Raw genomic sequence first — 20,273 nt, forward strand, 5'->3', positions numbered from 1 at the left:
ACCGGGGTGCGGCCGTTTTCCGCCATGCTCAACACGCGAGCGTCGTCGCGACCAGCTCACTCCAATTCGCCTGCGCACCTTCCCTCGTCGCCTCGGTGAACCCTGCTTCCCCGAGGCGATGCCGTGCTGCCTGCTCGATCCGAGCCACGTCCGGTTGAGAACGATCAGGCAGTCCGCGTACTGCGGCACTCGCCGCGAGCAGCCGCACGGCCTGTTCGTCCTGGCCGTCGCGCAGCGCCAGATCCGCGACACCGACGAGGATTTGGGCGATGAGGGGCGCGTAGCCCGCAGCGGACGCCGCCTCGAAGGCCGCGGCACGTTGTTCGCGGGCTTCGTCGAGACCGTCCGCGAGGTAACCGAGCAGGTCGTGTGTCACCGCCTTGACGTAAACCTGCTCCGCGTCGCTGCCCAGCATGGTCGTCGCGAGGTCGATCTCCCGGCGCGCCTGCGCGGTGTCGCCGTTCCAACGGGCCAGTTGCGCTTTCGCGAAGGCGAGTTCGGCCAGTGCGTTCTGCCAGGCGGACCGGTCGGCGTACCGCTGCCCCTCGGCGATGGCGGCCGCGCTCGCCTCCGCATCACCCAGCAGCCAGTACAGCTGAGCCTGCCTGGCCCGCATCAGGAAAACGTCCTCGATCGCGCCGACCTCGGTGACCACCGCGATCGCCTGGTCGAGGTGTTCGCACGCGGCGGCGAACTCGCCGCGCATGGCGATTCGATTCGCCAGTTCGGTCAGCGCGAACGACATTCCCCAGCGCTCGCCGATGGCCCGGAACTCGGCGAGCGCCGTCTCGAGATAGGTGTCCGCCTCCCGGCCCTCCTGGCCGAGCGCGATCCGCGCCTTGCCCAGTTGGAGCCGCGCCAGCGCCCGCACCCAGGGATCGTCGTCGGCGAGCAGCGGTTCGAACGCGGGCAGCAGCGCGTCGGGCCCCTCCAACATGCGTTCCATCGCGGCGACGAACCCCAGCAATGGGTATCGGCTCTTGCTGCGCCGGCTGAATCGGTATGCCTGGTGGATCCATTCCTCCACTTGGTGCTCGTCGGTCGGCCCGGAGTTCATGAAATGGACGACCAGTCCGTACACCCTGGCGCGGATCTCGTCCTCCACCTCGCCGGGCAGCTCGGCGGCCGCGGTGATCAGCTCCATGCCTTCGGCCTTGTGCCCGCTGAGCCACCAGTACCAGCCCGTGGCCGCTGCGAGCCGCATCGCCTCGGCCGCGTCGCCCGCCGCGAGCGCGCCACGCATCGCGACGGCGATGTTGTCGTGCTCAATTTCCAGCGTGGCGAGCCACTCCAACTGCTCGGCGCGGCGCAGGTGCGGCTCCGCGCTGTCGGCGAGTCCGGTGAAGTACGCGAGATGGGCCCGGCGCACCGCGTCCGATTCCCCCGCCTCCACGAGCCGTTCGAGGGCGTACTGCTTGATCGTGTCGAGCATCCGATAGCGCGGTCCGCCGTCCCCGGCGGTGAGCAGCGATTTCTCGGTCAGCGCGGTCAGCAGCTCGAGCATCTCCCATTGCTCGACCACCACGTTCTTCGTGCCCGCCTGCCCTTCGGGGCCGCCCTCCGTGCCCGCGCAAACCTGCTCGGCCGCTTCCAGGCTCGCGCCGCCGGAGAACACCGCGAGCCTGCGCAGGACCATTCGTTCGGCGTCGGTGAGCAGCTCCCAGCTCCAGTCGACCACCGCGCGCAATGTCCGATGCTGCGGAAGCGCGGTACGGCTGCCGCCGGTCAGCAGGCGGAACCGATCGTCGAGGCGGGTGGCGAGCTGATCGAGGGACATGGTGCGCAGCCTGGCCGCGGCCAGTTCGATCGCCAGCGGTATTCCGTCGAGCGCCCGGCAGACGCGCGCCATGGTCGACAATGCGCGGGCATCGGCCGCGAGATCCTTGCGCACCGCACCGGCCCGGTCGCGCAACAGCGCAACGGCCGGGGAGGACTCGATCTCGTCCGGGCCCGCGTTCTCTGTGGGCAACGCCAGCGGCTCGACCTGCCATATCGCCTCACCCGTGATGCCGAGCGGTTCTCTGCTCGTCGCGAGGATCCGCAGCCGGTGACACTCGCCGAGCAGCCGGTGCGCGAACGCCGCCGCGGACTCGATCACGTGCTCACAGTTGTCCAGGATCAACAGCGTTTCGCGCTCGCGGATCGCGGCGACGAGCCGGTCCATCGGCTCCGCGTTCGGTGCGCCGCCGAGCAGTGCGTCTCGCAGCCCGAGCGCGGCGAGCGCCGACTGCGACACGTCACCACTCGCGCCGACCGACGCCAGCTCCACCAGCCACGCCCCGTCCGGTAGGTCGTCGAGCATGGTCCGCGCGGTTTCCAGGGCCAGCCTGGTCTTGCCGGAACCGCCGGGCCCGGTCAACGTGGTGAGCCGATGGTCGGCGATGAGTTCGCGCACGACGGCGACGTCGGCGTATTTGCCGACGAACTTGGTCAATTCGGCCCGCAGGTTCGTCTTGCGGTCGGTTTCCCGCGCGCCCACTTCGCCGCGCAGCAGCGCGACGTGCAGTGCGGAGAGTTCCGGTGAGGGGTCAACGCCCAACTCGTCGGCGAGTGCCTCCCGGGCCTGCTGGTAGACGACCAGTGCCTCGTTGCCGCGACCCGCGGCGCCGAGCGCGCGCATCAGCGCGGCGACGAGCCGTTCCCGCACCGGGTGCCGAGCCACCAGTTCGGTCAGTTCGGCCACCATTTCCTGACCCCGGCCGAGGCGGATCTCCGCTTCGTACAGATCCTCCATGGAGGCCAGGCGCAGCCCCTCGAGCCGGGTGACCACCGCATCGAAAGCTTCGCTGTCCTGGATACCGATGTCCTGCATCGGCGCACCCCGCCACAGGTCGACGGCCTCGCGCAGCAGCCCGGCCTGTCGCGCGTCCGCACCGCCGCGTGCCTGGTCGAGAAGCTGTTCGAAGCGCACGGCATCGACAGCGCCGGGTTCCACCGTCAGCCGGTAGCCGCCCGCTTGCGCGTCGAGCAACCCGTCCGGCAGCACCCTGCGCAGCCGGGAGACCAGCGCCTGCAAGGCATTCGCGGCGTCGGAGGGCGGCTGTGCACCCCAGATCCAGTCGACCAGCGTTGTTTTGCCGACCACGCGACCGGGTTCGAGCGCGAGGGCGATCAACAGGGCCCGCAACCGAGCACCCGGCACCTCGATCGATCCGCCGTCGTCTAGTCGGATCTCGAGCGGTCCAAGCATCCCGATCTGCACCGGCCCATTCTGCCGTGGACGATCGGCGGTCAGCGGGCCGCCCGTCCCTGGGGTGATAACCGGTCCGATGGTATCGACCGACAACGACCAGGACAGTTCTCCCGACCGTCGAACGCCCTGTCAGCGGACGTGTCAGGTCGGTGTCAGGGCGGTATCAGCCGGACTGGCGACAGTATCCCCTGTGAATAGTTCAGCGATTGCAGGCGGCGGCATGCGCTCCCTGCCCCTCACCCGGGGTTACCAGTGGAACTGAGCGTGGATCGTGAGCGCTGCATCAGCGCAGGCATGTGCGCACTGACTGCCCCCGAAGTGTTCGACCAGGACACCGAGGACGGCCGGGTGGTGCTGCTGAACCGCGCGCCCGCGCCCGGCCAGGGCTCTGCGGTCCGCGAGGCCGCACAGGTGTGCCCGTCCGGCGCGATCACCCTCGTCTCCGGCGACTAGTCCACAGCTCCGGCACAACAACCGCAACAAAGGAAACCTGATGACTCGAGCAGTTCCCATCCCGAACGGCCTCCCCATGGAGCGCGACGCCAGCCCCTTCGACCCGCCCCGCGAAATCACCCGGCTGCGCGAGACCCGCCCGGTCTGCCCCTTGATCTTCCCGGACGGTCACGAGGGCTGGCTCGTCACCGGCTACGACGCGGTCCGCAGGCTCATGGCCGACACCCGGTTCAGCTCGCGCCAGGACATCGGCATTCTCCACGTGCCGTTCCCGACCCCCGGCATGCCCGCCGCTACCGAACCGTCCCCGCAGGTGCCGGGCTTGTTCGTCGCCATGGACCCGCCGGACCACACCCGGCTGCGGCGCAAGCTGACCGGCGCCTTCACCGTCAGACGCATGAAGCAGCTCGAAGAGCGCATCATCGAGATCACCGAACGGCAACTGGACGAGATGGCGCGGCTGACCCCGCCGGTCGACCTGGTCGAGGCGTTCGCGCTGCCGGTGCCCTCGCTGGTGATCTGCGAGCTGCTCGGCGTCCCCTACGCCGATCGGGAGACCTTCCAGGTCAACTCCGCCAAATTCCTGGTCAAGGAACAGCCGCTGGAAGAGAAGATGGCCGCCTACGGTGCGATGACCACGTACCTGGCCGGACTGGTCACCCGCAAACGCGCCGAACCCGGCGAGGACATCCTGTCCGATCTGGCCCGCCACGACGACCTCACCATCGAGGAGCTGACCGGCGTCGCCTTCCTGCTGCTGCTCGCGGGCCACGAGACCACCGCCAACATGCTGGCCCTGGGCACCTTCGCGCTCCTGGAGCACCCCGAACAGCTGGCGCAACTGCGCGCCGACCCGGATCTGGTGCCCGGCGCCGTCGAGGAATTGCTGCGCTACCTGTCCGTCGCCGACATCTTCTACCGCTACGCCACCGACGACATCGAACTCGGCGGCGAGACGATCGGCAAGGGCTCGACGGTCGTCGTCTCGTTGCTGGCCGCCAACCACGACCCCCAGCGCTTCGACAACCCCGACACCCTGGACATCCACCGCACGACCCGCGGGCATTTGTCCTTCGGTCACGGCATCCATCAGTGCCTGGGCCAGCAATTGGCCCGCATCGAGATGCGCGCCGGTTTCGCCGGTCTGCTGCGCCGCTTCCCGACCCTCGAGCTGGCCGTCCCCGCGGGCGAAGTGAAACTCAGGACCGACATGAATATCTACGGCGTCCACGCACTGCCGGTCACCTGGACGGAAACGGCCCGGTAAAACGGAAGAACCTCGGGCGGGGATTCGGTGGATCCCCGCCCCGAGGACCGGTCAAGACAGTCGCGCCTCGAGTCAAGGATTTCTCCTGGACGCGCCGGCGTCGCCACCCGCGGATCCTACTTTGATACTCGCCGGTAACTGTTATAACTCCCAATAGCTCGCAAGTAGCTGACTACTTATTTTCAACGCTGGGGAGCTTCTGACATCGGCATTAGCGCTTAGCCGGTGATTGCGGGCCGAGGACGTATTGACGAATGCGAACCGCCACGGGCAGAATCGGCCGGGTCGGAACAGGGGGTGGAGGAGTTATGCGCGTTAAAACGGATATATATTTCGACGTCGCTGTCGAACCCGCCCAGGTCTTCGATGCCCTCGCGGCCATCGAAATGCTCCCCGAATGGTCGGCGTATTCGGATGCGCGCGTGGCCACCCGCGGCGAATCCGGTCGGCCACAACGGGTTTACGTGACCGCCGATACTCTGCTCGGCAGGTCCGATCTCCAGGTGCTGGAATACGAGTGGACCGATGACCGGGTGTCGTGGCAGGTCGTGGACAGCTGTGTCGGCCTCGGCGGAGGCGGATGGTTCGAAGTGTCCGAGGACCGTGCGGGAGCGCAGGTCTGGTATCACACCGAGTTGCAGTCCTCGCTGCTGTTGCCGGGGCTCCTCCTCAAACGCAGCGTGCGCCGGGAGAGTGAAACCGTCGCGCGCAACTTCATCCAATTCGCGGAGGGATTCGCCGTGCCTCCGCAATCGCGCGCGGTATAGCTGTCACGCAACGAACCGGTCCGGGCTCACCACTGGATGTCCGCGACCGAGTTCAACGGGGCTTCCACTTCCTCCGGCGCCAACTGGAGATCCGCGTCCCGCAGCGCTTGCGGGAAGTGGAAGCCGGCGCGCTGCTCGATCTCGTTCAACGGGACCTGGAAGACGCGGAACTCGTCGAGGTCGAGGGCCTCGAGCTGGTCGAGGCTCTGGCTCAACAGGAAGCCACGGGCCTTCAGTTCACCGTGTTCCTCGAACGCGATGACCTTCCAGAACTCGCGGGGAATCTTGACCTGCCGGAATTCGCGGTCGTCCGCAGTGAAAACCGGGCCGCCGAACGCGCTGACCTTGAGATCGTCGACGGTGGCGTCGGCGAAGACGGCGTCCTCGAGTCGCCCCCACACCCCGTCGCGCATGCTCTGGTTGAAGTCGTCCATCTGCGGGGTGATGTTGGTGTAGAAGAACGAGTCCTTGTTGGCTTTCGCCGCTTCGGGCAGGCTGCCCCACAGCAGATCCGCGCGTCGCGCGAGATGGCCGCGATCGAGCCGGTTGTCGCGGTACAACTCGTTGCCGACCTGCGCGTCCGCGTCGAGTCGCGGATCCTTGACGAAGTCGATCTTCTTGCGCGAGAGCTTCTTGATCGAGGCGCCGTCGATGTTCCAGGCCACCCAGATGGCGAAGCGGCGTGAGCGGCGCATCGCGAGGGAGAAGTGCGTGTAGTGCAGGACGTCGGCGCCGTCGAGGGCGGTCGCCACGTCGGGGCGCAGCTGCGCGTCCACCTCGGGCAGCGGTATCGGCGATGCGAGGAACCGCGGATCGTATCCGGCCACCGCCGCGACTTCCTCCGCGGGCGGCGGGGTCAAGCTGATGCCGAGCTTCTCGAACACCGATCGCGGCAGGCAGGCCAGCGCGTGCTCGTCGGTGTCGGCGCCCGTCTCACCCGCGAAATGCAATCCGGCCAGTACGGTGCTGGTCTGGCCGTCGGCCGATTCGAACAGCCACGCCGACCCGGAGTCGCCGCCGCTGCTGATCTCGCCGTCGGCCGCGGGATGGGCCGGATCCGGTCCGATCTCGAAGCCGCCGATGCTCTTCGGGCCGACCCCGCGGTAATCGATCCGGGCGATCACGTCGACGCGCCGCACGATGCCGTGGGTGACCGCGGTGGTCCGGCCGCTCTTGATCACCTTGTCGCCCAGCTCGGGTTCGCCGAGACGGTCCGGAACGACGTCCAGCCCGGTGATCTCGGCGCTGAACCGCCGGTCCTCGATGGCGGCGACGGCGCAGTCGCCCGCCGTGCCGAGATGAGACCGGACGAGCTTGCCGAGCCGATTGCGGTCGATTCGATTGTCGTCGCGCGGGCCGGGCTGCACGATCACGTCGCCGAGTGCGCCCGCCGCGGTGTGCAGGACGTGCCAATTGCTCAGGACGTACGGCGTCCCGTCGTCTCGGTCGTAGACGACGCAACCGATCGTTCCGGCCGTGGTGGCGGGATGGCCGACGCTGATGCCGGGAACGATCGGATCCTGGCGCGTCTTGCGCTGCGGCGCCACCGCTTCGGTGACCAGCCGGAAGGCGGGCTCGAACTTGCGCTGCAGGACATCGGTGGGCACCTCGAACCCGTCGACGGTGACCGTCTCCGGAATCGTCGACGTGCCGAGCGCTTCGAGCTCCTCCGGCTCGGACACCTTCTCGTTCACCGTGAACTGCACCGCGATCTCGTCGGTCGGTTTTCCGTCGACTTGCTTGTAGCCGACGCCGATCGAGGAGATATTGGGGTCTTCAAGGAAGCTTTCCCCTTTGCTGCGGATGAATGTGCGCAGCGCGGAGAGCAGATCGTCGTTTTCGGCGTGGGACCGGTGGGAAACTGAGTTCTTTTTCGCAGGCATCGGGGACTCCGTGTTCGAGGTGAGCGGGGTGACGACGTCGTCGTCGCACCGGCTGTTGCCATCGTCGGGTCGCGGTGCCCGCAGCACACGAGTAGCGAACTACCCGGAACGCCCGGTCGTAATGCTGGGTAAAAGTTTCTTCGGGTAACCGATACAGCGAAAATCGCTGTCGGCTTTACCGACGTTCGGCCAAAGCTGTCGCCGTGGCGGTCACCAGGGCGATCAATCGGGTTCGATCGATATCGGGAAGCCTTCGGGTCAGTTCTCGCTCCAGATCCGCACGGAACTTCTCGCGCACCGCCGAGCCTTGGTCGGTCGGAACGGCGCGAGTCACGCGGCGGTCGCTGGGATCGGTTTTTCTGGCGAGCAATCCGCGCCGCTCGAGTCGGTCCACCATGCCGGTCACGTTGGTCTTGTCGCAACCGAGCATGGCGGCCAGTTCACCGAAGGACGGTGGCCGGTCGGCACCTAGCAGACACAGCAATTCGGCTTGCTGACTCGTCAGCTCGAAACGCCGCGCGATCAGGCTGTAGAGAGTGCTCATCTCGCGGTGCAACTGCGCGAAGGCGGGCGCCAGTCCCGGGGCGCCGGTCGGCATGTGAAAAGCGGGATCGGGTCGATGCAGCAGATCGTCCAGTCGATCCCGCTCGGCCGCCTCGGCGAACCCGACGACATCGCCGACGTGGTCGCCTTCCTGGCGTCGGACGCGGCCCGCTGGATCACCGGGGCGAGTGTGCCCGCCGGTGGGGGAGCGTTCTGATCCCGCGGCCAGGCGCGCTGGGCGCCGTCGCACGGCGTCTCAGGATTGCCCCGCCGCCCACCGTAGCTGATCCTCCGCTTCACCGGATGGCGTGCCGGCGGGGATTACGAGCAGCGTCGCCTCGGCGCCGTTCGTCCCGATCAGGTGCATGATGCCGGGCGGCTGACCAGTGTCGGGTCCGTGTACTTCGATGCCGTCCTGGCGGTCGATGCGGCGTTGGGTGATGCTGACGGCGTTCCATTCGAAGCTGACCCGTTCGGTGGGACCGAGCCGGGGAGTGAGGGCGCTGATCAGGTCGTGCAGCTCGGCGGTGAGGTTGTCCGTCCACGGCCACCAGCCGCCGTCGACCTGCTCGGGGCCGGCGCTGGATTCGCGCAGGAGCAGCCGCGGGGTGCGGGTGGGAGTTCGGAAGGGTTGCCGCCCCGGCTGGGGCGGGCCGGTGCCGGCGGTCATGTCGAAGTGGTTCGTGATCGGGCGGCGGGTATTGATCTTGGTCATGGTCTGTTCCTCTGGTCAGCCGGTGAGGCTCGCGGATTCGGGTGTGACGGCCGCCATCAGGGCCGTATGGGCGATGTCCTCGTCGGTGTCCGACGGGATGACGCGCAGCACGATCAGGTCGTTGTCGCGGCCGAAGACGTACATCGTGTTCCACAGTTCGAAGGCATAGGAGTCGAGCCGGACGGTGTGACCACCGTGGATGGTGGTCTGCCGGGGCGCGGCCGCCCAGCACGTGGGGTCGTAGACGACGCGCCAGATGGGGCCGAGCCGCACGGTGAGAACTGCGAGCAGATCGGGCAGTTCCGCGGTGAGGTCACCGGAGCGGGGCCACCACGCGCCATCGATGTAATCGCCGCGGTCCGCTTTCGGCTTCAACCTCAGCCGCGGGGTGTAGTCGGGTGGAACGTCGTGCCGCGCGTAGGGCAACCGTTCGGATGTCGTGCTGGTAGCGATGCGGTGGAGTCGCATGTCGTGTCCTCTCGCGGGAGCGTCGCGTCGCCCGGCCGATGATGGCGCGATGGCTTCTGAATGCCGGGCGGTGCGGACGCTGGTCCGACGGCTTCGTAGACGGCCGGCGGTTCGACTCGGGGCGCGTGCCGGGAAGCGGCCGCGTGGGCGGTGGTCGTGATCTCCGGGAGCGGGATCGACGAAAGCGACCGGGCTCGAATGCCGTGTTCCTCCAGTACACGCCGAATATGTCCCAATGTCAACACTGTAGGTCTACACTTCACAGTGGGTTCCAAGCATGTTGGAGGCATCGAGATGGCCGAACCGGTCGATCGCACGGATGTGCGTCCGGTAGATCGCCGTTCCCGGCGTCCGACCGGCCGGGTCACGAGGGCGGTCGTGCTGACCGCGGCGCTCGAGATCATCGATCGCGACGGCGTCGAGGGGTTGTCGATGCGTCGGTTGGCCGAGGCGGTAGGGCGGGATCCGATGGTGATCTATCGGCACGTACCGAACAAGGCGGCCTTGCTCGACGGCGTGGCCGAACTCGTGTTCGCGCAGCTGTCGATCGATGCCACCGATCCGGATTGGGCGGCGCAACTGCGGGCGGTCGCCCAGGATTTCCGCCGGTTGGCGCTGGCGCATCCGCGGGTGGTGCCGTTGCTGGTGACCCGGCCGTTGGCCACGCCGTTGGGGTTGCGTCCGCCTGCGGTGATCCGCCCCCTGGAAGACATCCTTCAGTTGCTCACCCGTGCCGGATTCTCGGGCGCCGACGCGCTGCATGTCTACCGCGCGGTGTTCGGCTTCCTGTACGGGCACGTTCTCAACGAGCTGCAAGAGATCGTGGAACGTCCCGACGAGACCGACGAGGTGCTGCGACTCGGGCTGTACCGCCTCCCGCTGGCGGAGTTCCCACTGCTCCGCCAACTCGCGCCCGTCCTCGCCGCCTACGACGGCGAAGCCGAACTCGAACGCGGCATCGACATCCTGCTCGCCGGGTTGAGCGTCACACTGCTCCAGCCCGGTCGGAAGTGAGTTGTCAACGATGTACATCTACGTTGTAGACCGGAGTCGGTATGAACCGTAGGCTGGTGACAACCGGTTCGCGCATCCGCTGTCGGCCGATCGGACGAGTCCGTCGCCGCGGAATCGGAAGAGGGAACCTTCGATGACCATCAAGAACAAAATCGCGCACCAGGTTCGGTCGGGCCGCTCGCGTCTACGGATGCTGCTGGCCAGGACCGACGAAGACAGCCGTCGCAGGACGGACGTCGGAGGCAGACGTCCCGGCGGCACCATCGCACTGGCCGGGCGCAAGCTGAAGCAGGCGTTCACCCACTGATTCCGAACTCGACCGTCCGGAGATGGCGGCTCTCGTCGCGGCGAAGTGCTCCAGAGACGAGGTACTGACCGATGGCAATCACGCAGGTCGCGGCTTACGCGCATCTGAGCGAGGCGGATATCGAAGCGATGGGGCGGGAGTTCGATGCGATTCGCCGTGACATCCTCGAACGACGCGGCGCCCGGGACGCCGCCTATATCCGCCGGACGATCGCGTTCCAGCGAATACTGGACGCTGCGTCCCGGCTGGTGATCGCCGGCACGCGAACGAAAGCCGGCTGGCTGCTGGGTACGACGGCGCTGGCGGTGGCAAAGAGCATCGAGAATATGGAGATCGGCCACAATGTGGGCCACGGCCAATGGGATTGGATGAACGACCCGGAAATTCATTCCACGACCTGGGAATGGGATATGGCCGGTCTGTCGTCCCAATGGCGCTATGCGCACAACTATCGCCATCACGTGTACACCAATGTGCTCGGCATGGACGACGATATCGGCTTCGGCGTGATGCGGGTGACCCGCGATCAGCGGTGGCGGCCGCGGCTGCTGTTGCAACCGTTGCAGAACCTGTTCCTGGCGATGACGTTCGAATGGGGCATCGCCCTGCACGACTTGGACTCCGAGCGTGCCCGCGCGCCTGGGCCTGCGGAGGAGGCCGACCAGGGCAGGGCACTGATCCGGAAGATAGTGCGGCAGGCGGGCAAGGACTATGTGCTCTTTCCGGCGCTGAGCGGGCGGCGCTGGCGACGCACGCTCGCTGCGAACACCACTGCCAATCTTCTGCGTAACCTCTGGGCATATGTGGTGATCTTCTGTGGTCATTTCCCGGACGGCGCGGAGAAATTCACCGCGGCCGTGGTGGAGCACGAGACGAAGGCCGAGTGGTATCTGCGGCAGATGCTCGGCAGCGCGAACTTCGAGGCCGGACCGGTCCTGGCGTTCATGAGCGGGAATCTGTGCCACCAGATCGAGCACCACCTGTTTCCGGACCTGCCCAGCAACCGGTACGCCGAGATAGCCGTGCGGGTGCGCGGGATATGTGACAAATACGATCTGCCCTATACCACCGGGCCGCTGATCCGGCAGTACCTGCTGACCTTGCGCACCATCCACAAGCTGGCCCTCCCGGACAGCTTGCTGACCGCGACCTCCGACGACGCGCCCGAGACCGCCTCGGAACGCAAGTTCGACGCCCACGCGGCGTCCGGATCCGGCGCGTTTCCCCGGCGCGGCCTGCGCACCGCGCTCCTGCGCACCGGTCGGCTGCGGTCCTGAGCGTCCGAGGCCCGCTGGGAGACGACGCCGCGGCCGAGTGTTCAGATCTCGATGTGCGCGCCCATGATGACGGTGCGTTCGCGCGGCAGGCCGAACTGCTCGGCGGCGTCGGCGGTGATGTAGGAGGTGGCGATGAACAGGTGTTTGCGCCACGCGGCCATCGTCGGCTCGGAGCCGGCGCGCAGCTCGATCTTCGACAGGAAGTAGGACGCCTGGTCCAGCTGCAAGGGCCCCTCGGTGACGGCGGGGTCGAGCAGCGCCAGCGCGCCGGGCACGTCCTGGGGTTCCATGTAGCCAAACCGGGCGCGGACGTGGATGATCCCGTCCTCGGTATAGCCCAGGGAGTCGACGCTGATCCGCTGATCGGCCGGAACGCGGGGCACGGGCTCGGTCTCGATCGACATGATCACGACGTGCGCGTGGCGTACGTGATTGTGTTCGGCGTTGGCCCGCATGGCCAGCGGCGCGGTTCGCTTGCCGCGGTTGAGGAAGACGGCCGTGCCGGGGACCTGGCGTATCGACGGGTCGTCGCCCGCGTGCAGGTGATCGATGAATTCGCGCAGCGACCCTTCCCGTCGTTCGCGTTCGGCGCTGACGATCTCGCGTCCACGCTGCCAGGTGGTCATGACGGTGAACGCGGTCAGCGCGATCAGCAGTGGCAGCCACGCACCGTGCACGAGCTTGGTCAGATTCGCCGCGACGAACAGCAGGTCTACCGACACCAAGGGGACGGCGCCCAAGGCGAGCAGCCACAGCGGGATGTTCCATCTGCGGCGGGCGATGTAGAAGAACAGCAGGGTGGTGATGGTGATCGTGCCGGTCACCGCCATGCCGAACGCGTAGGCCAGCGCCGCCGAACTGCGGAAGGCGAACACCAGGGTGAGTACCGAGACCATCAGCAGCCAGTTGATCCACGGGACGTAGATCTGGCCGACGGTGGCCTCGGAGGTGTGCGCGATCCGCAGCCGGGGCAGGTAGCCGAGCCGGGCGGCTTGGGAGGCCACCGAGTACGCGCCGGTGATCACCGCCTGGGAGGCGATCACCGTCGCCGCGGTGGCCAGCAGCACCAGCGGCAGCCGGCCCCATGCGGGCATGAGCAGGAAGAACGGGCTGCTGACGTGGCGGGAATCGCCGAGGATCAACGCGCCCTGGCCGAAGTAGCTGAGGATGCACGCCGGGAAAACCATGATCAGCCAGGCCCGGGTGATCGAGCGGCGGCCGAAGTGACCCATGTCGGCGAACAGTGCCTCCGCTCCGGTCACCGCGAGGACGATCGCGGCCAAGGCGAAGAAGGCGGTGCCGAAATGACCGAACAGGAAACCCAGCGCGTAGGTCGGTGACAGGGCCCGCAGGATCTGCGGATGAGCGGCGATGCCCGCCACCCCGCACGCGCCGATGGTCAGGAACCACACGATCATCACCGGTCCGAACACCCGGCCCACCGCCGCGGTGCCCCGGCGCTGCACCAGGAACAGCGTCACGATGATCACCGCGGTGATCGGCACGACGAATTCCCGCAGCGACGGCTCCACGACCTCGATTCCCTCGACGGCGGACAGCACCGAGATCGCCGGAGTGATCATGCTGTCGCCGAAGAACAGCGAAGCGCCGAAGATGCCCACCGCCGCCAGCACCGCGGTCTGGCGCCGCCCGCGTTGCGAGCCCCACCGGCGCAGCTGCGTGATCAGCGCCATGATGCCGCCCTCACCGTCGTTGTCGGCGCGCAGGGCCAGCAGGATGTAGGTGACGGTGACGATGATGGTCACCGACCAGAAGATCAGCGAGACCACGCCGTACACGTTGTCCGTGGTGACGGGCACCGGATGCGGGTCGCGCGGGTTGAACACGGTCTGGATGGTGTAGATCGGGCTGGTCCCGATGTCGCCGAACACCACGCCCAGTGCGGCGATCACCACACTCAGCCGCGCGGTGTCGTGCGCGTTCGGCCCGGCGGACGCCGGGGATCGTGCCTCGTCGGATGTGGTCGTGTACTGCTGATCGGTCACGGAGATTCTCCTCGCGCGGGTTCCTCGGCCGCTTCCGGCGCTCGACTCAATACGACACGCGCGTCATGCGGATCTCGGAGATCGACATGCCCCGACGGCGGCGGAACAATCCGCGCAGGGTTCCGGCGTTGAGATAGCCCACCTTGGCGGCCACCGCGTCCACCGTGAGCGCTGTGGTGCGCAGCAGGTGCACGGCCCGTTCGAGGCGGATGTCGTGCACGAACTCCGTGGGGGACATGCCGAGTTCGGCGTGCGTGGCGCGTTGCAGGCTGCGTTCGGTGACACCGATGGCGCGGGCGGCGTGGGCGATCCGGAAATTCTCGCCGAGATGTTCGCGGACCCAGCGTTCGAAGGCGGCGGTGACGGAATCGCCCCTGGCGATGACCTCGGGAACGATGAACTCGCGTTGTGGTCGTCCCGCGCCGACCGCGAGATAGCGCATCGCGCGCTCGGCCAGCGCCGGGCTTCTCGAGGCGATCAGCGACAGCGCCAGGTCCATGTGCGACAGCGCCGCGCCCGCGGTGGTGACGCCTTGGCCGCGGCACAGCGTCCGGCCCTCGTCCAGTTCGACGCGCGGATAACGGCGCCGGAAGCTGGGGCCGAGCCACCAGCTCGTGGTCGCCGCGGAACCGTCCAGCACGCCCGCCTCGGCCAGGAAGAACGTTCCGGTGCAGGCCGCGGCCAGATGAGCGCCCCGATCCCGTGCGGCGACGAGCCGGTCGAGCACGGGGCGGCTGGCCGGTGCGGAGATGAGCTCGATAAGCGCCGCGGCCTCCAGCACGTTCACCGCGGGCACGATCATCAGCTCGAATTCGTCGCCGAGTTCGTCGAGCGGGATCGTCGGCACGGTGTTGCCGTTGCCCGACCGCACCGTGGCGCCGAACGACGCGCTGCGGATCCGCCACGGCTGCGGCGGGTCGGCAAGTTCGGTGCGCACGGCGTTGGCGGTGTTGAAGGTCTCCAGCAAGGCGGCGTATCCGAAATCGGCTACCCCGTCCACCACGAAGACGACGACGTCCATGTCGGAAACGGTACCGAAGATGTCGTTCACGACACTCCGTTCCGCGGAAGTTCTGTCCTACTGTCATCGCGAGACGGCTCGCCGCCGGCGGAGTCGTTCCAGCCCGCAGTACCTCGACGCTTGGGAGTTCGCGTGACCATGATCGATACCACCGGTACGCACCACATCCGGTTGACGGTGACCGATATCGAGCGGTCCCGCGCTTTCTACCGAGATGTGCTCGGCTTCCCGATCGCCGCCGAATCCTCTGGCAGCCCGGATGATCCTGCGGTGCGCGCGGACCCGATGCGCCTGTTCGGCGGGGTGGTGTTCCAGGCCAACGGGATGTTGCTCGGCCTGCGCCCGGTGGCCGCCGCGACGGATCGATTCGATTCCGAGCGTGTGGGATTGGACCACCTCAGCTTCGCCGTCCCCGCGCGGGACGATCTGGTGGCCGCGGCCGCGCGCCTGTCCGAGGCAGGCATCGAACACGGGAAGATCACGGAAATGGCCGATTTCGGCATCGCGATCCTGTCGTTCTCCGATCCCGACGGCATACATCTCGAACTCACTGCGCCACTGTGAGTTTGCATGCGCCCAGCGCGGGCATGCCCGATCCGGAATGAACGCTGTCCCGATGAAGGCTTCGACGACCGGCCGCGGCATCGGTGTGGTCGTGCCGAGGAGGTAGCCGATGCTGGTCCAGCGTGCGCGACCACGAAAGCCGTCCGAGAGTTCGGCGTTGCCGAGCCCCAGCGCACTGCTGTGCGCGCTGGGCGGTCAGCACGTGCAGGGGCCGGTGAGCCGGTGGGCACGCGAGCTGACCGAACTGCACCGGCAGCGGCGTGAGCAGGCGCGGGACCTGGCCGAGCTGGAGCGGCGCCGTGCCGAGTTCGTCGACCGGATCGACACGTGGGCGACGTTGCAGCTGCCGTCCGCCGCGCCGGGTGTGCGGCTGCACGACGTCAGCCTGGGCGTGATGATCGACCGGATGGCCGCCGTGGCGGAAGAGGCGTTCCATCTGCTGATGAACGACGATCCGGGTGGCGAGCGCATGCACGCGGCATGGACCCGGCTGGCGGAATTGGAGATCGCCTACACCGATCTGGTGCGTGCGGTCGGTGACGGACGTCGTCGTCTTCCGCCGAAACGGGTAGGGCCGTTGCCTGCCCCGGGAACCGAATGATCCGGGCGGGAGCGATCGAGCGCCGGACTCGAGGGGCCGGAGTCTGCCACCCCGGGGGGAAAGTGCAGGTCATCCGCATTGTCCACGGGGGTGGGGAGCCGGCGCGGACCGTCGTGACGTGTCGCCGCGGGCGAGGACGCACGCGTTGTGCCGTGGCCGATCGAAGCGAGTGGACGAGAGGGCGTAGGCTGAGCGCTCCGACGGACGGCGCGACTTTCTGGGAGCGGTGCATGAGCAAGGGTGAGGGGACTCCTCCCGCTACTACGCGGACCGGCACGATCAGTGTGCGGGTGCCCGCGGTCTCCGAACAGCTGGCGATGCTGCGTGCCTTGGCCGAGACCGTCATGCTCATGGCCGATTTCGGCATCGATGAGGTGACCGATATCCGGCTGGCCCTCGACGAGGTGGCCAGCGCGCTCGTGCTGGACGCGGTGGACGGGGCGGAGCTCGAGTGCGGGTTCGGCTTCGAGGACGACGCGGTGGAGGTGCGCGTGTCCACCGTCACGGTGTCGGACACCAGCCCGGACGAGTCCGGCTTCGGCTGGCACATCGTCGCGACGCTGACGGATTCGGTCTCGGCCACGCGAGGCGCACACGACTCCGCCGCGGGCGGCTACCCGACTGTCGTCGACTTCCGTTGGGTCCGCGGCGGCTCGAATAATGAGTAGCGAGTCGAATCCGGCCGGTGCCAAGCGCAAATCGCGGGGAGACAGCTACGACAATATCGAGCCGCTCTTCGCCGAACTGGCCGCGCTGGCCCCGGACGATCCGCGCCGGGAGGCCGTGCGCGCCGAGCTGATCGAGCGCTGCCTGCCGCTGGCCGAACACATCGCCCGCAAGTTCAGCGGGCGCGGCGAGAGCTTCGAGGACCTGCTGCAGATCGCCCGGGTGGGCATGCTCGCCGCCGTCGACCGCTTCGATCCGGGACACGGCGCGACCTTCCTGTCGTTCGCGGTGCCGACGATCATGGGCGAAGTGCGCAGGCATTTCCGCGACTACGCCTGGTCGGTGCGAGTGCCGCGACGGCTCAAGGAGATCCAGTCCACGATCGGTCCCACGGTGGAGATCCTGTCGCAGCGGCTGGGCCGGATGCCGCGAGCGCGGGAGATCGCCGAGGAACTGGGCGCCGACCTGAACGAGGTGACCCAGGCGCTCATCGCCCGCAACGCCTACCAGACCTCTTCGATCGATGCCGCCTCCGACACCGACGACTCGGAATCCGGCGGCCCCTCGCTGCTGGACTCACTCGGCGCCGAGGACCCGGACTTCGGCACCGTGGAGAACTACCTGGCGGTGAAGCCGCTGCTGGCCGCGTTGCCGGAGCGCGAGAAGCAGGTGCTGGTGATGCGCTTCTTCGACTCGATGTCCCAGGAGCAGATCGCCCAGCGGATCGGTTGTTCGCAGATGCAGGTCTCGCGGATTCTGTCGAAGACGTTGAAATCGCTGCGCGAGCAGGCTCTGCGGGACTGACGCACGCGCGCGGCGTTCACTCGCCGGTCAGCTCGTCGTGGTACTCGCGCATCGCCTGGACCACGGCGACCAGGACGCGGTGGGCGCCGGCCAGGTCCGCGTCGGGCAGTTCGGCCATCGCGGCGCGGGTCTGCCGCCCGAGCGGGGTGAAGAAGCCGCGTGCCACGTCCATGCCGTGCTCGTCGTAGTGCAGGATGACCCGCCTGCGGTCGGTCGGGTCGGCGGCGCGGCGCAGGTGACCGGAGTCGATCATGCGCTCGACCAGGTAGGTCACCGCCGATGAGGAGATTCCCATCAGCTTGCCGAGCCCGCCCGCGGTGAGCGGCGCGCCCTCGATCTCGGCGGTCGCGACGTGCATCAGCGCGCGAAAGTCGTTGGCGCGCAGTTGGTGTGTTCGCGCGAAGACCTGGCCGATCTGCTCGGAGATCGCGGTGAGGGCGCGGATGTCGGCGGCGATACCGGCTTCCAATCCATCACGGTCCGTCCGGTCCGCGTTCGGTTCAGGGGTCAACGGCGCATCCTTTTCCACACGGGGGTCAGCGTAGTTCAGCCGGTGTCTCGATTGCTTAATATTTCAGTTTCTGAGAGAGTTGCCGGGTGAGCGCTTGGGATCGCTATGCGTCGGTGGTGACCGCCCGGACCTCGTGGGTGCTGCTGGTGGTGCTCGCCGCCGCCTCGGTCGGCCTGATCGGTGCGGTGGGTGAGAACGAGTCCGCCGGGCAGGCTCCGACCGCGCTACCGTCCTCGGCGGAATCGGCACACGTCGAACAGGCGCTGGAGGAGTTCCCGGACGCCGGGACGGCCGCCGCCATCGTCGTCGTCACCCGTGCCGACGACGGCGAGCTGACCGACGACGACCGGAACGCCACCGCCGCGGCGGTTTCCCGCGCGTCGGGACGCCCGCCCGGTCCGGGCGACCTGCTCGCCGCGCCGGACCGGAAGGCGGCGATCGGGCAGGTTCCGGTGAACGCCGACCTGAGCGGATTCGCGCTGACCGACCGCATCGACGAGATCCGTTCCGCCGCGCGGGACGGCTTGCCCGACGGGCTCGTCCTCCAGGTCACCGGTGGTCCGGCCTTCGGCGCCGACATCGCCGACTCGTTCTCCGGCGCCAACGTCACGCTGCTGGCGGTGACCGCGGTGGTCGTCGCGGTGCTGCTGATCGCGACGTATCGCTCACCCGTGCTGTGGCTGGTGCCGCTCGCGGTGGTCGGCGCGGCCGACCGGGTGGCGACCGGCGCGGGAACCGCGCTGGCGCGCCTGACCGACCTGACCTTCGACGGTTCGACCTCCGGTGTGACGAGCGTGCTGGTGTTCGGCGCGGGCACCAACTACGCGCTGTTGCTGGTATCGCGCTATCGCGACGAACTGCACCGGGAATCCGACCACCGCGCGGCGCTGCGGCAGGCGGTGCGGCGCGCCGGACCCGCGGTCCTGGCCAGCAATGTGACGGTGGTCGCCGCGCTGCTCGTGCTGCTGCTCGCCTCGGTGCCGAGCACACGCAGTCTCGGTGTGATGGCCGCGCTCGGATTGCTGGTGGCGGTGGTGTTCGTCCTGCTCGCGCTGCCCGCCGTGCTCGCGTTGTGCGGGCGCAAGGTGTTCTGGCCCTTCGTGCCGCAGGCAGACGACCGCGACACGGCGGAGGAGGGCGTCTGGCACGCCATCGCCGCGCGGGTGGTGCGCAGGCCCGCGCTGGTCGCGGGCAGTGCGATCGTGGTGCTCGCGGTCTGCGCGACCGGATTGCTGTCGACGCAGGTGGGACTCTCGCAGACCGAGCAGTTCCGGGTCCGCGCGGAGTCGGTGGAGGGATTCGACGCCCTCGCGCGGCATTTCCCCTCCGGGGCTTCCGATCCCGCGCTCGTCGTCGCGCGCAGCGACGCGGCGGCGGGGATCGATGAGGCGTTGCGCCGCACTGATGGCGTGGTGCTGACGTCGCAGACGGGAACCTCGCCGACCGGACTGACCCGGTGGTCGGTGGTGATCGACGCGCCACCGTCTTCCGCACGCGCCTTCGACACGATCGAGGCGCTGCGCGCGTCGGTCGCGCGGGTGCCCGGAGCCGACGCGATGGTCGGCGGCACCGACGCTCAGGCGCTGGACGTGCAGACCGCCGCGAGCCGGGACCGCAAGGTGGTCATCCCGCTCATCCTCGTCGTCGTGCTCGTGGTGCTGCTCGCGCTGCTGCGCGCGGTGCCCGCCGCGCTGCTGCTGGTCGCGGTCACCGTGCTGAGCGCGCTGGCCGCGCTGGGGCTGGGCAGCTGGATGAGCGAGCACGTGTTCGGATTCCCGGCGCTGGACATCAGCGTGCCGCTGTTCGCGTTCCTGTTCCTGGTCGCCCTCGGCGTCGACTACACGATCTTCCTGGTGACCAGGGCGCGCGAGGAGACGCCACGGTACGGCACCACGCGCGGCATGGTGCGGGCGGTGTCGGTGACCGGCGCGGTGATCACCAGTGCGGGCATCGTGCTGGCCGCGGTGTTCTGCGTGCTCGGCGTGCTCCCGCTGATCACCCTCACCCAGGTCGGCATCGTGGTGGGCCTGGGCATTCTGCTCGACACCTTCGTCGTGCGCACGGTGGTGATCCCGGCGCTGTTCAGCCTGATCGGGCGCAAGCTCTGGTGGCCGAGCGAGCTACGGCTCGTCGAGGGGGACGACGCCGCCGAATCGGCGCGGCGCGCGGACGGCACAGAGAAAAGCGGATGACCGCTCGTGCGGCCATCCGCT

At 68.2% G+C, this 20,273-nt stretch carries 20 protein-coding genes; 12 read left to right on the top strand and 8 right to left on the bottom strand.

Annotation, left to right across the window (positions count from 1 at the left end; translation table 11 throughout):
• Positions 1-28: 28 nt before the first annotated feature.
• Positions 29-3,202 (bottom strand): ATP-binding protein, encoded by a 3,174-nt coding sequence (locus ON29_RS08855; protein WP_040865812.1) that lies wholly within the window; start codon positions 3,200-3,202, stop codon positions 29-31.
• Positions 3,203-3,445: 243 nt separating this feature from the next.
• On the opposite strand from ON29_RS08855, the gene ON29_RS08860 reads away from it, so the two are divergent.
• The 3 genes from ON29_RS08860 to ON29_RS08870 all read left to right on the top strand — a co-directional run bounded on the left by ON29_RS08860 (position 3,446) and on the right by ON29_RS08870 (position 5,680).
• Positions 3,446-3,646 carry a ferredoxin gene (locus ON29_RS08860; RefSeq protein WP_040865694.1) on the top strand — a complete coding sequence of 67 codons (201 nt, stop codon included), beginning with the start codon at positions 3,446-3,448 and terminating at the stop codon, positions 3,644-3,646.
• A gap of 40 nt (positions 3,647-3,686) precedes the next feature.
• Positions 3,687-4,913: a cytochrome P450 gene (locus ON29_RS08865; protein WP_040865695.1), complete on the top strand. Its 1,227-nt coding sequence runs from the start codon at positions 3,687-3,689 to the stop codon at positions 4,911-4,913.
• 308 nt (positions 4,914-5,221) lie between these two features.
• Entirely contained in the window at positions 5,222-5,680 is a 459-nt protein-coding gene (locus ON29_RS08870) for an SRPBCC family protein (protein WP_040865696.1), read from the top strand.
• A 26-nt stretch (positions 5,681-5,706) separates the two neighbouring features.
• Here ON29_RS08870 and ON29_RS08875 read toward each other — a convergent pair whose 3' ends face one another.
• Both ON29_RS08875 and ON29_RS08880 read right to left on the bottom strand, forming a co-directional pair.
• Complete coding sequence (locus ON29_RS08875) at positions 5,707-7,563, bottom strand: DNA/RNA non-specific endonuclease (RefSeq protein ID WP_040865813.1); 1,857 nt, start codon at positions 7,561-7,563, stop codon at positions 5,707-5,709.
• A 175-nt stretch (positions 7,564-7,738) separates the two neighbouring features.
• Positions 7,739-8,161 (bottom strand): MarR family winged helix-turn-helix transcriptional regulator, encoded by a 423-nt coding sequence (locus ON29_RS08880; RefSeq protein WP_040865697.1) that lies wholly within the window; start codon positions 8,159-8,161, stop codon positions 7,739-7,741.
• 21 nt (positions 8,162-8,182) lie between these two features.
• On the opposite strand from ON29_RS08880, the gene ON29_RS34555 reads away from it, so the two are divergent.
• Positions 8,183-8,323 carry an SDR family oxidoreductase gene (locus ON29_RS34555; RefSeq protein ID WP_083863329.1) on the top strand — a complete coding sequence of 47 codons (141 nt, stop codon included), beginning with the start codon at positions 8,183-8,185 and terminating at the stop codon, positions 8,321-8,323.
• A 39-nt stretch (positions 8,324-8,362) separates the two neighbouring features.
• On the opposite strand, the gene ON29_RS08885 is transcribed toward ON29_RS34555, so the two are convergent.
• Together ON29_RS08885 and ON29_RS08890 are read right to left on the bottom strand one after the other, a co-directional pair.
• Complete coding sequence (locus ON29_RS08885) at positions 8,363-8,776, bottom strand: DUF5994 family protein (RefSeq protein ID WP_040865814.1); 414 nt, start codon at positions 8,774-8,776, stop codon at positions 8,363-8,365.
• Between the two features lie 60 nt (positions 8,777-8,836).
• On the bottom strand, positions 8,837-9,289 hold the full coding sequence (locus ON29_RS08890; RefSeq protein WP_063825263.1) for a DUF5994 family protein: 453 nt from the start codon (positions 9,287-9,289) through the stop codon (positions 8,837-8,839).
• Positions 9,290-9,583: 294 nt separating this feature from the next.
• On the opposite strand from ON29_RS08890, the gene ON29_RS08895 reads away from it, so the two are divergent.
• The 3 genes from ON29_RS08895 (at position 9,584) to ON29_RS08900 (ending at position 11,887) form a co-directional block, all read left to right on the top strand.
• Complete coding sequence (locus ON29_RS08895) at positions 9,584-10,303, top strand: TetR/AcrR family transcriptional regulator C-terminal domain-containing protein (protein ID WP_051175010.1); 720 nt, start codon at positions 9,584-9,586, stop codon at positions 10,301-10,303.
• Between the two features lie 133 nt (positions 10,304-10,436).
• Positions 10,437-10,610 carry a hypothetical protein gene (locus ON29_RS35695; protein WP_157172706.1) on the top strand — a complete coding sequence of 58 codons (174 nt, stop codon included), beginning with the start codon at positions 10,437-10,439 and terminating at the stop codon, positions 10,608-10,610.
• 71 nt (positions 10,611-10,681) lie between these two features.
• A complete protein-coding gene (locus ON29_RS08900) occupies positions 10,682-11,887 on the top strand; it encodes a fatty acid desaturase family protein (protein WP_040865698.1) in 1,206 nt (401 codons plus the stop codon).
• Positions 11,888-11,928: 41 nt separating this feature from the next.
• Here the strand turns inward: ON29_RS08900 and ON29_RS08905 are convergent, their stop codons facing one another.
• A complete protein-coding gene (locus ON29_RS08905; protein WP_444543620.1) occupies positions 11,929-13,803 on the bottom strand; it encodes a potassium transporter Kup in 1,875 nt (624 codons plus the stop codon).
• Positions 13,804-13,939: 136 nt separating this feature from the next.
• Complete coding sequence (locus ON29_RS08910) at positions 13,940-14,944, bottom strand: GlxA family transcriptional regulator (protein WP_245548873.1); 1,005 nt, start codon at positions 14,942-14,944, stop codon at positions 13,940-13,942.
• Positions 14,945-15,052: 108 nt separating this feature from the next.
• Between ON29_RS08910 and ON29_RS08915 the strand changes: the two genes are divergently transcribed.
• The 4 genes from ON29_RS08915 to ON29_RS08930 all read left to right on the top strand — a co-directional run bounded on the left by ON29_RS08915 (position 15,053) and on the right by ON29_RS08930 (position 17,549).
• Positions 15,053-15,478 (top strand): VOC family protein, encoded by a 426-nt coding sequence (locus ON29_RS08915; RefSeq protein WP_040865818.1) that lies wholly within the window; start codon positions 15,053-15,055, stop codon positions 15,476-15,478.
• Positions 15,479-15,587: 109 nt separating this feature from the next.
• A complete protein-coding gene (locus ON29_RS08920) occupies positions 15,588-16,079 on the top strand; it encodes a DUF4254 domain-containing protein (RefSeq protein ID WP_051175011.1) in 492 nt (163 codons plus the stop codon).
• Between the two features lie 230 nt (positions 16,080-16,309).
• Positions 16,310-16,747, top strand: coding sequence for an ATP-binding protein (locus ON29_RS08925; RefSeq protein ID WP_040865700.1), 438 nt, complete (start codon positions 16,310-16,312; stop codon positions 16,745-16,747).
• Positions 16,740-17,549, top strand: coding sequence for an RNA polymerase sigma factor SigF (locus ON29_RS08930; protein WP_040865701.1), 810 nt, complete (start codon positions 16,740-16,742; stop codon positions 17,547-17,549). Before ON29_RS08925 ends, ON29_RS08930 begins: the two co-directional genes overlap by 8 nt.
• 16 nt (positions 17,550-17,565) lie before the next feature.
• Here the strand turns inward: ON29_RS08930 and ON29_RS08935 are convergent, their stop codons facing one another.
• Positions 17,566-18,060, bottom strand: a complete 495-nt coding sequence (locus tag ON29_RS08935) for a MarR family winged helix-turn-helix transcriptional regulator (protein WP_040865820.1) — start codon at positions 18,058-18,060, stop codon at positions 17,566-17,568.
• 86 nt (positions 18,061-18,146) lie between these two features.
• Here ON29_RS08935 and ON29_RS08940 point away from each other — a divergent pair, with 86 nt between their 5' ends.
• Entirely contained in the window at positions 18,147-20,252 is a 2,106-nt protein-coding gene (locus ON29_RS08940) for an MMPL family transporter (RefSeq protein ID WP_063825265.1), read from the top strand.
• Positions 20,253-20,273 lie beyond the last annotated feature (21 nt).

This window comes from Nocardia exalbida NBRC 100660, assembly GCF_000308575.1.
Classification (GTDB): Bacteria; Actinomycetota; Actinomycetes; order Mycobacteriales; family Mycobacteriaceae; genus Nocardia; species Nocardia exalbida.

What these genes read in the sequence shown, in the direction of transcription:
- ON29_RS08865 (WP_040865695.1), top strand. Translation starts at nt 3,687, where the DNA reads ATGACTCGAGCAGTTCCCATCCCGAACGGCCTCCCCATGGAGCGCGAC.
- ON29_RS08870 (WP_040865696.1), top strand. Translation starts at nt 5,222, where the DNA reads ATGCGCGTTAAAACGGATATATATTTCGACGTCGCTGTCGAACCCGCC.
- ON29_RS08875 (WP_040865813.1), bottom strand. Translation starts at nt 7,563, where the DNA reads ATGCCTGCGAAAAAGAACTCAGTTTCCCACCGGTCCCACGCCGAAAAC.
- ON29_RS08880 (WP_040865697.1), bottom strand. Translation starts at nt 8,161, where the DNA reads ATGCCGACCGGCGCCCCGGGACTGGCGCCCGCCTTCGCGCAGTTGCAC.
- ON29_RS34555 (WP_083863329.1), top strand. Translation starts at nt 8,183, where the DNA reads ATGCAGCAGATCGTCCAGTCGATCCCGCTCGGCCGCCTCGGCGAACCC.
- ON29_RS08885 (WP_040865814.1), bottom strand. Translation starts at nt 8,776, where the DNA reads ATGACCGCCGGCACCGGCCCGCCCCAGCCGGGGCGGCAACCCTTCCGA.
- ON29_RS08890 (WP_063825263.1), bottom strand. Translation starts at nt 9,289, where the DNA reads ATGCGACTCCACCGCATCGCTACCAGCACGACATCCGAACGGTTGCCC.
- ON29_RS08895 (WP_051175010.1), top strand. Translation starts at nt 9,584, where the DNA reads ATGGCCGAACCGGTCGATCGCACGGATGTGCGTCCGGTAGATCGCCGT.
- ON29_RS35695 (WP_157172706.1), top strand. Translation starts at nt 10,437, where the DNA reads ATGACCATCAAGAACAAAATCGCGCACCAGGTTCGGTCGGGCCGCTCG.
- ON29_RS08900 (WP_040865698.1), top strand. Translation starts at nt 10,682, where the DNA reads ATGGCAATCACGCAGGTCGCGGCTTACGCGCATCTGAGCGAGGCGGAT.
- ON29_RS08915 (WP_040865818.1), top strand. Translation starts at nt 15,053, where the DNA reads ATGATCGATACCACCGGTACGCACCACATCCGGTTGACGGTGACCGAT.
- ON29_RS08920 (WP_051175011.1), top strand. Translation starts at nt 15,588, where the DNA reads ATGCTGGTCCAGCGTGCGCGACCACGAAAGCCGTCCGAGAGTTCGGCG.
- ON29_RS08925 (WP_040865700.1), top strand. Translation starts at nt 16,310, where the DNA reads ATGAGCAAGGGTGAGGGGACTCCTCCCGCTACTACGCGGACCGGCACG.
- ON29_RS08930 (WP_040865701.1), top strand. Translation starts at nt 16,740, where the DNA reads ATGAGTAGCGAGTCGAATCCGGCCGGTGCCAAGCGCAAATCGCGGGGA.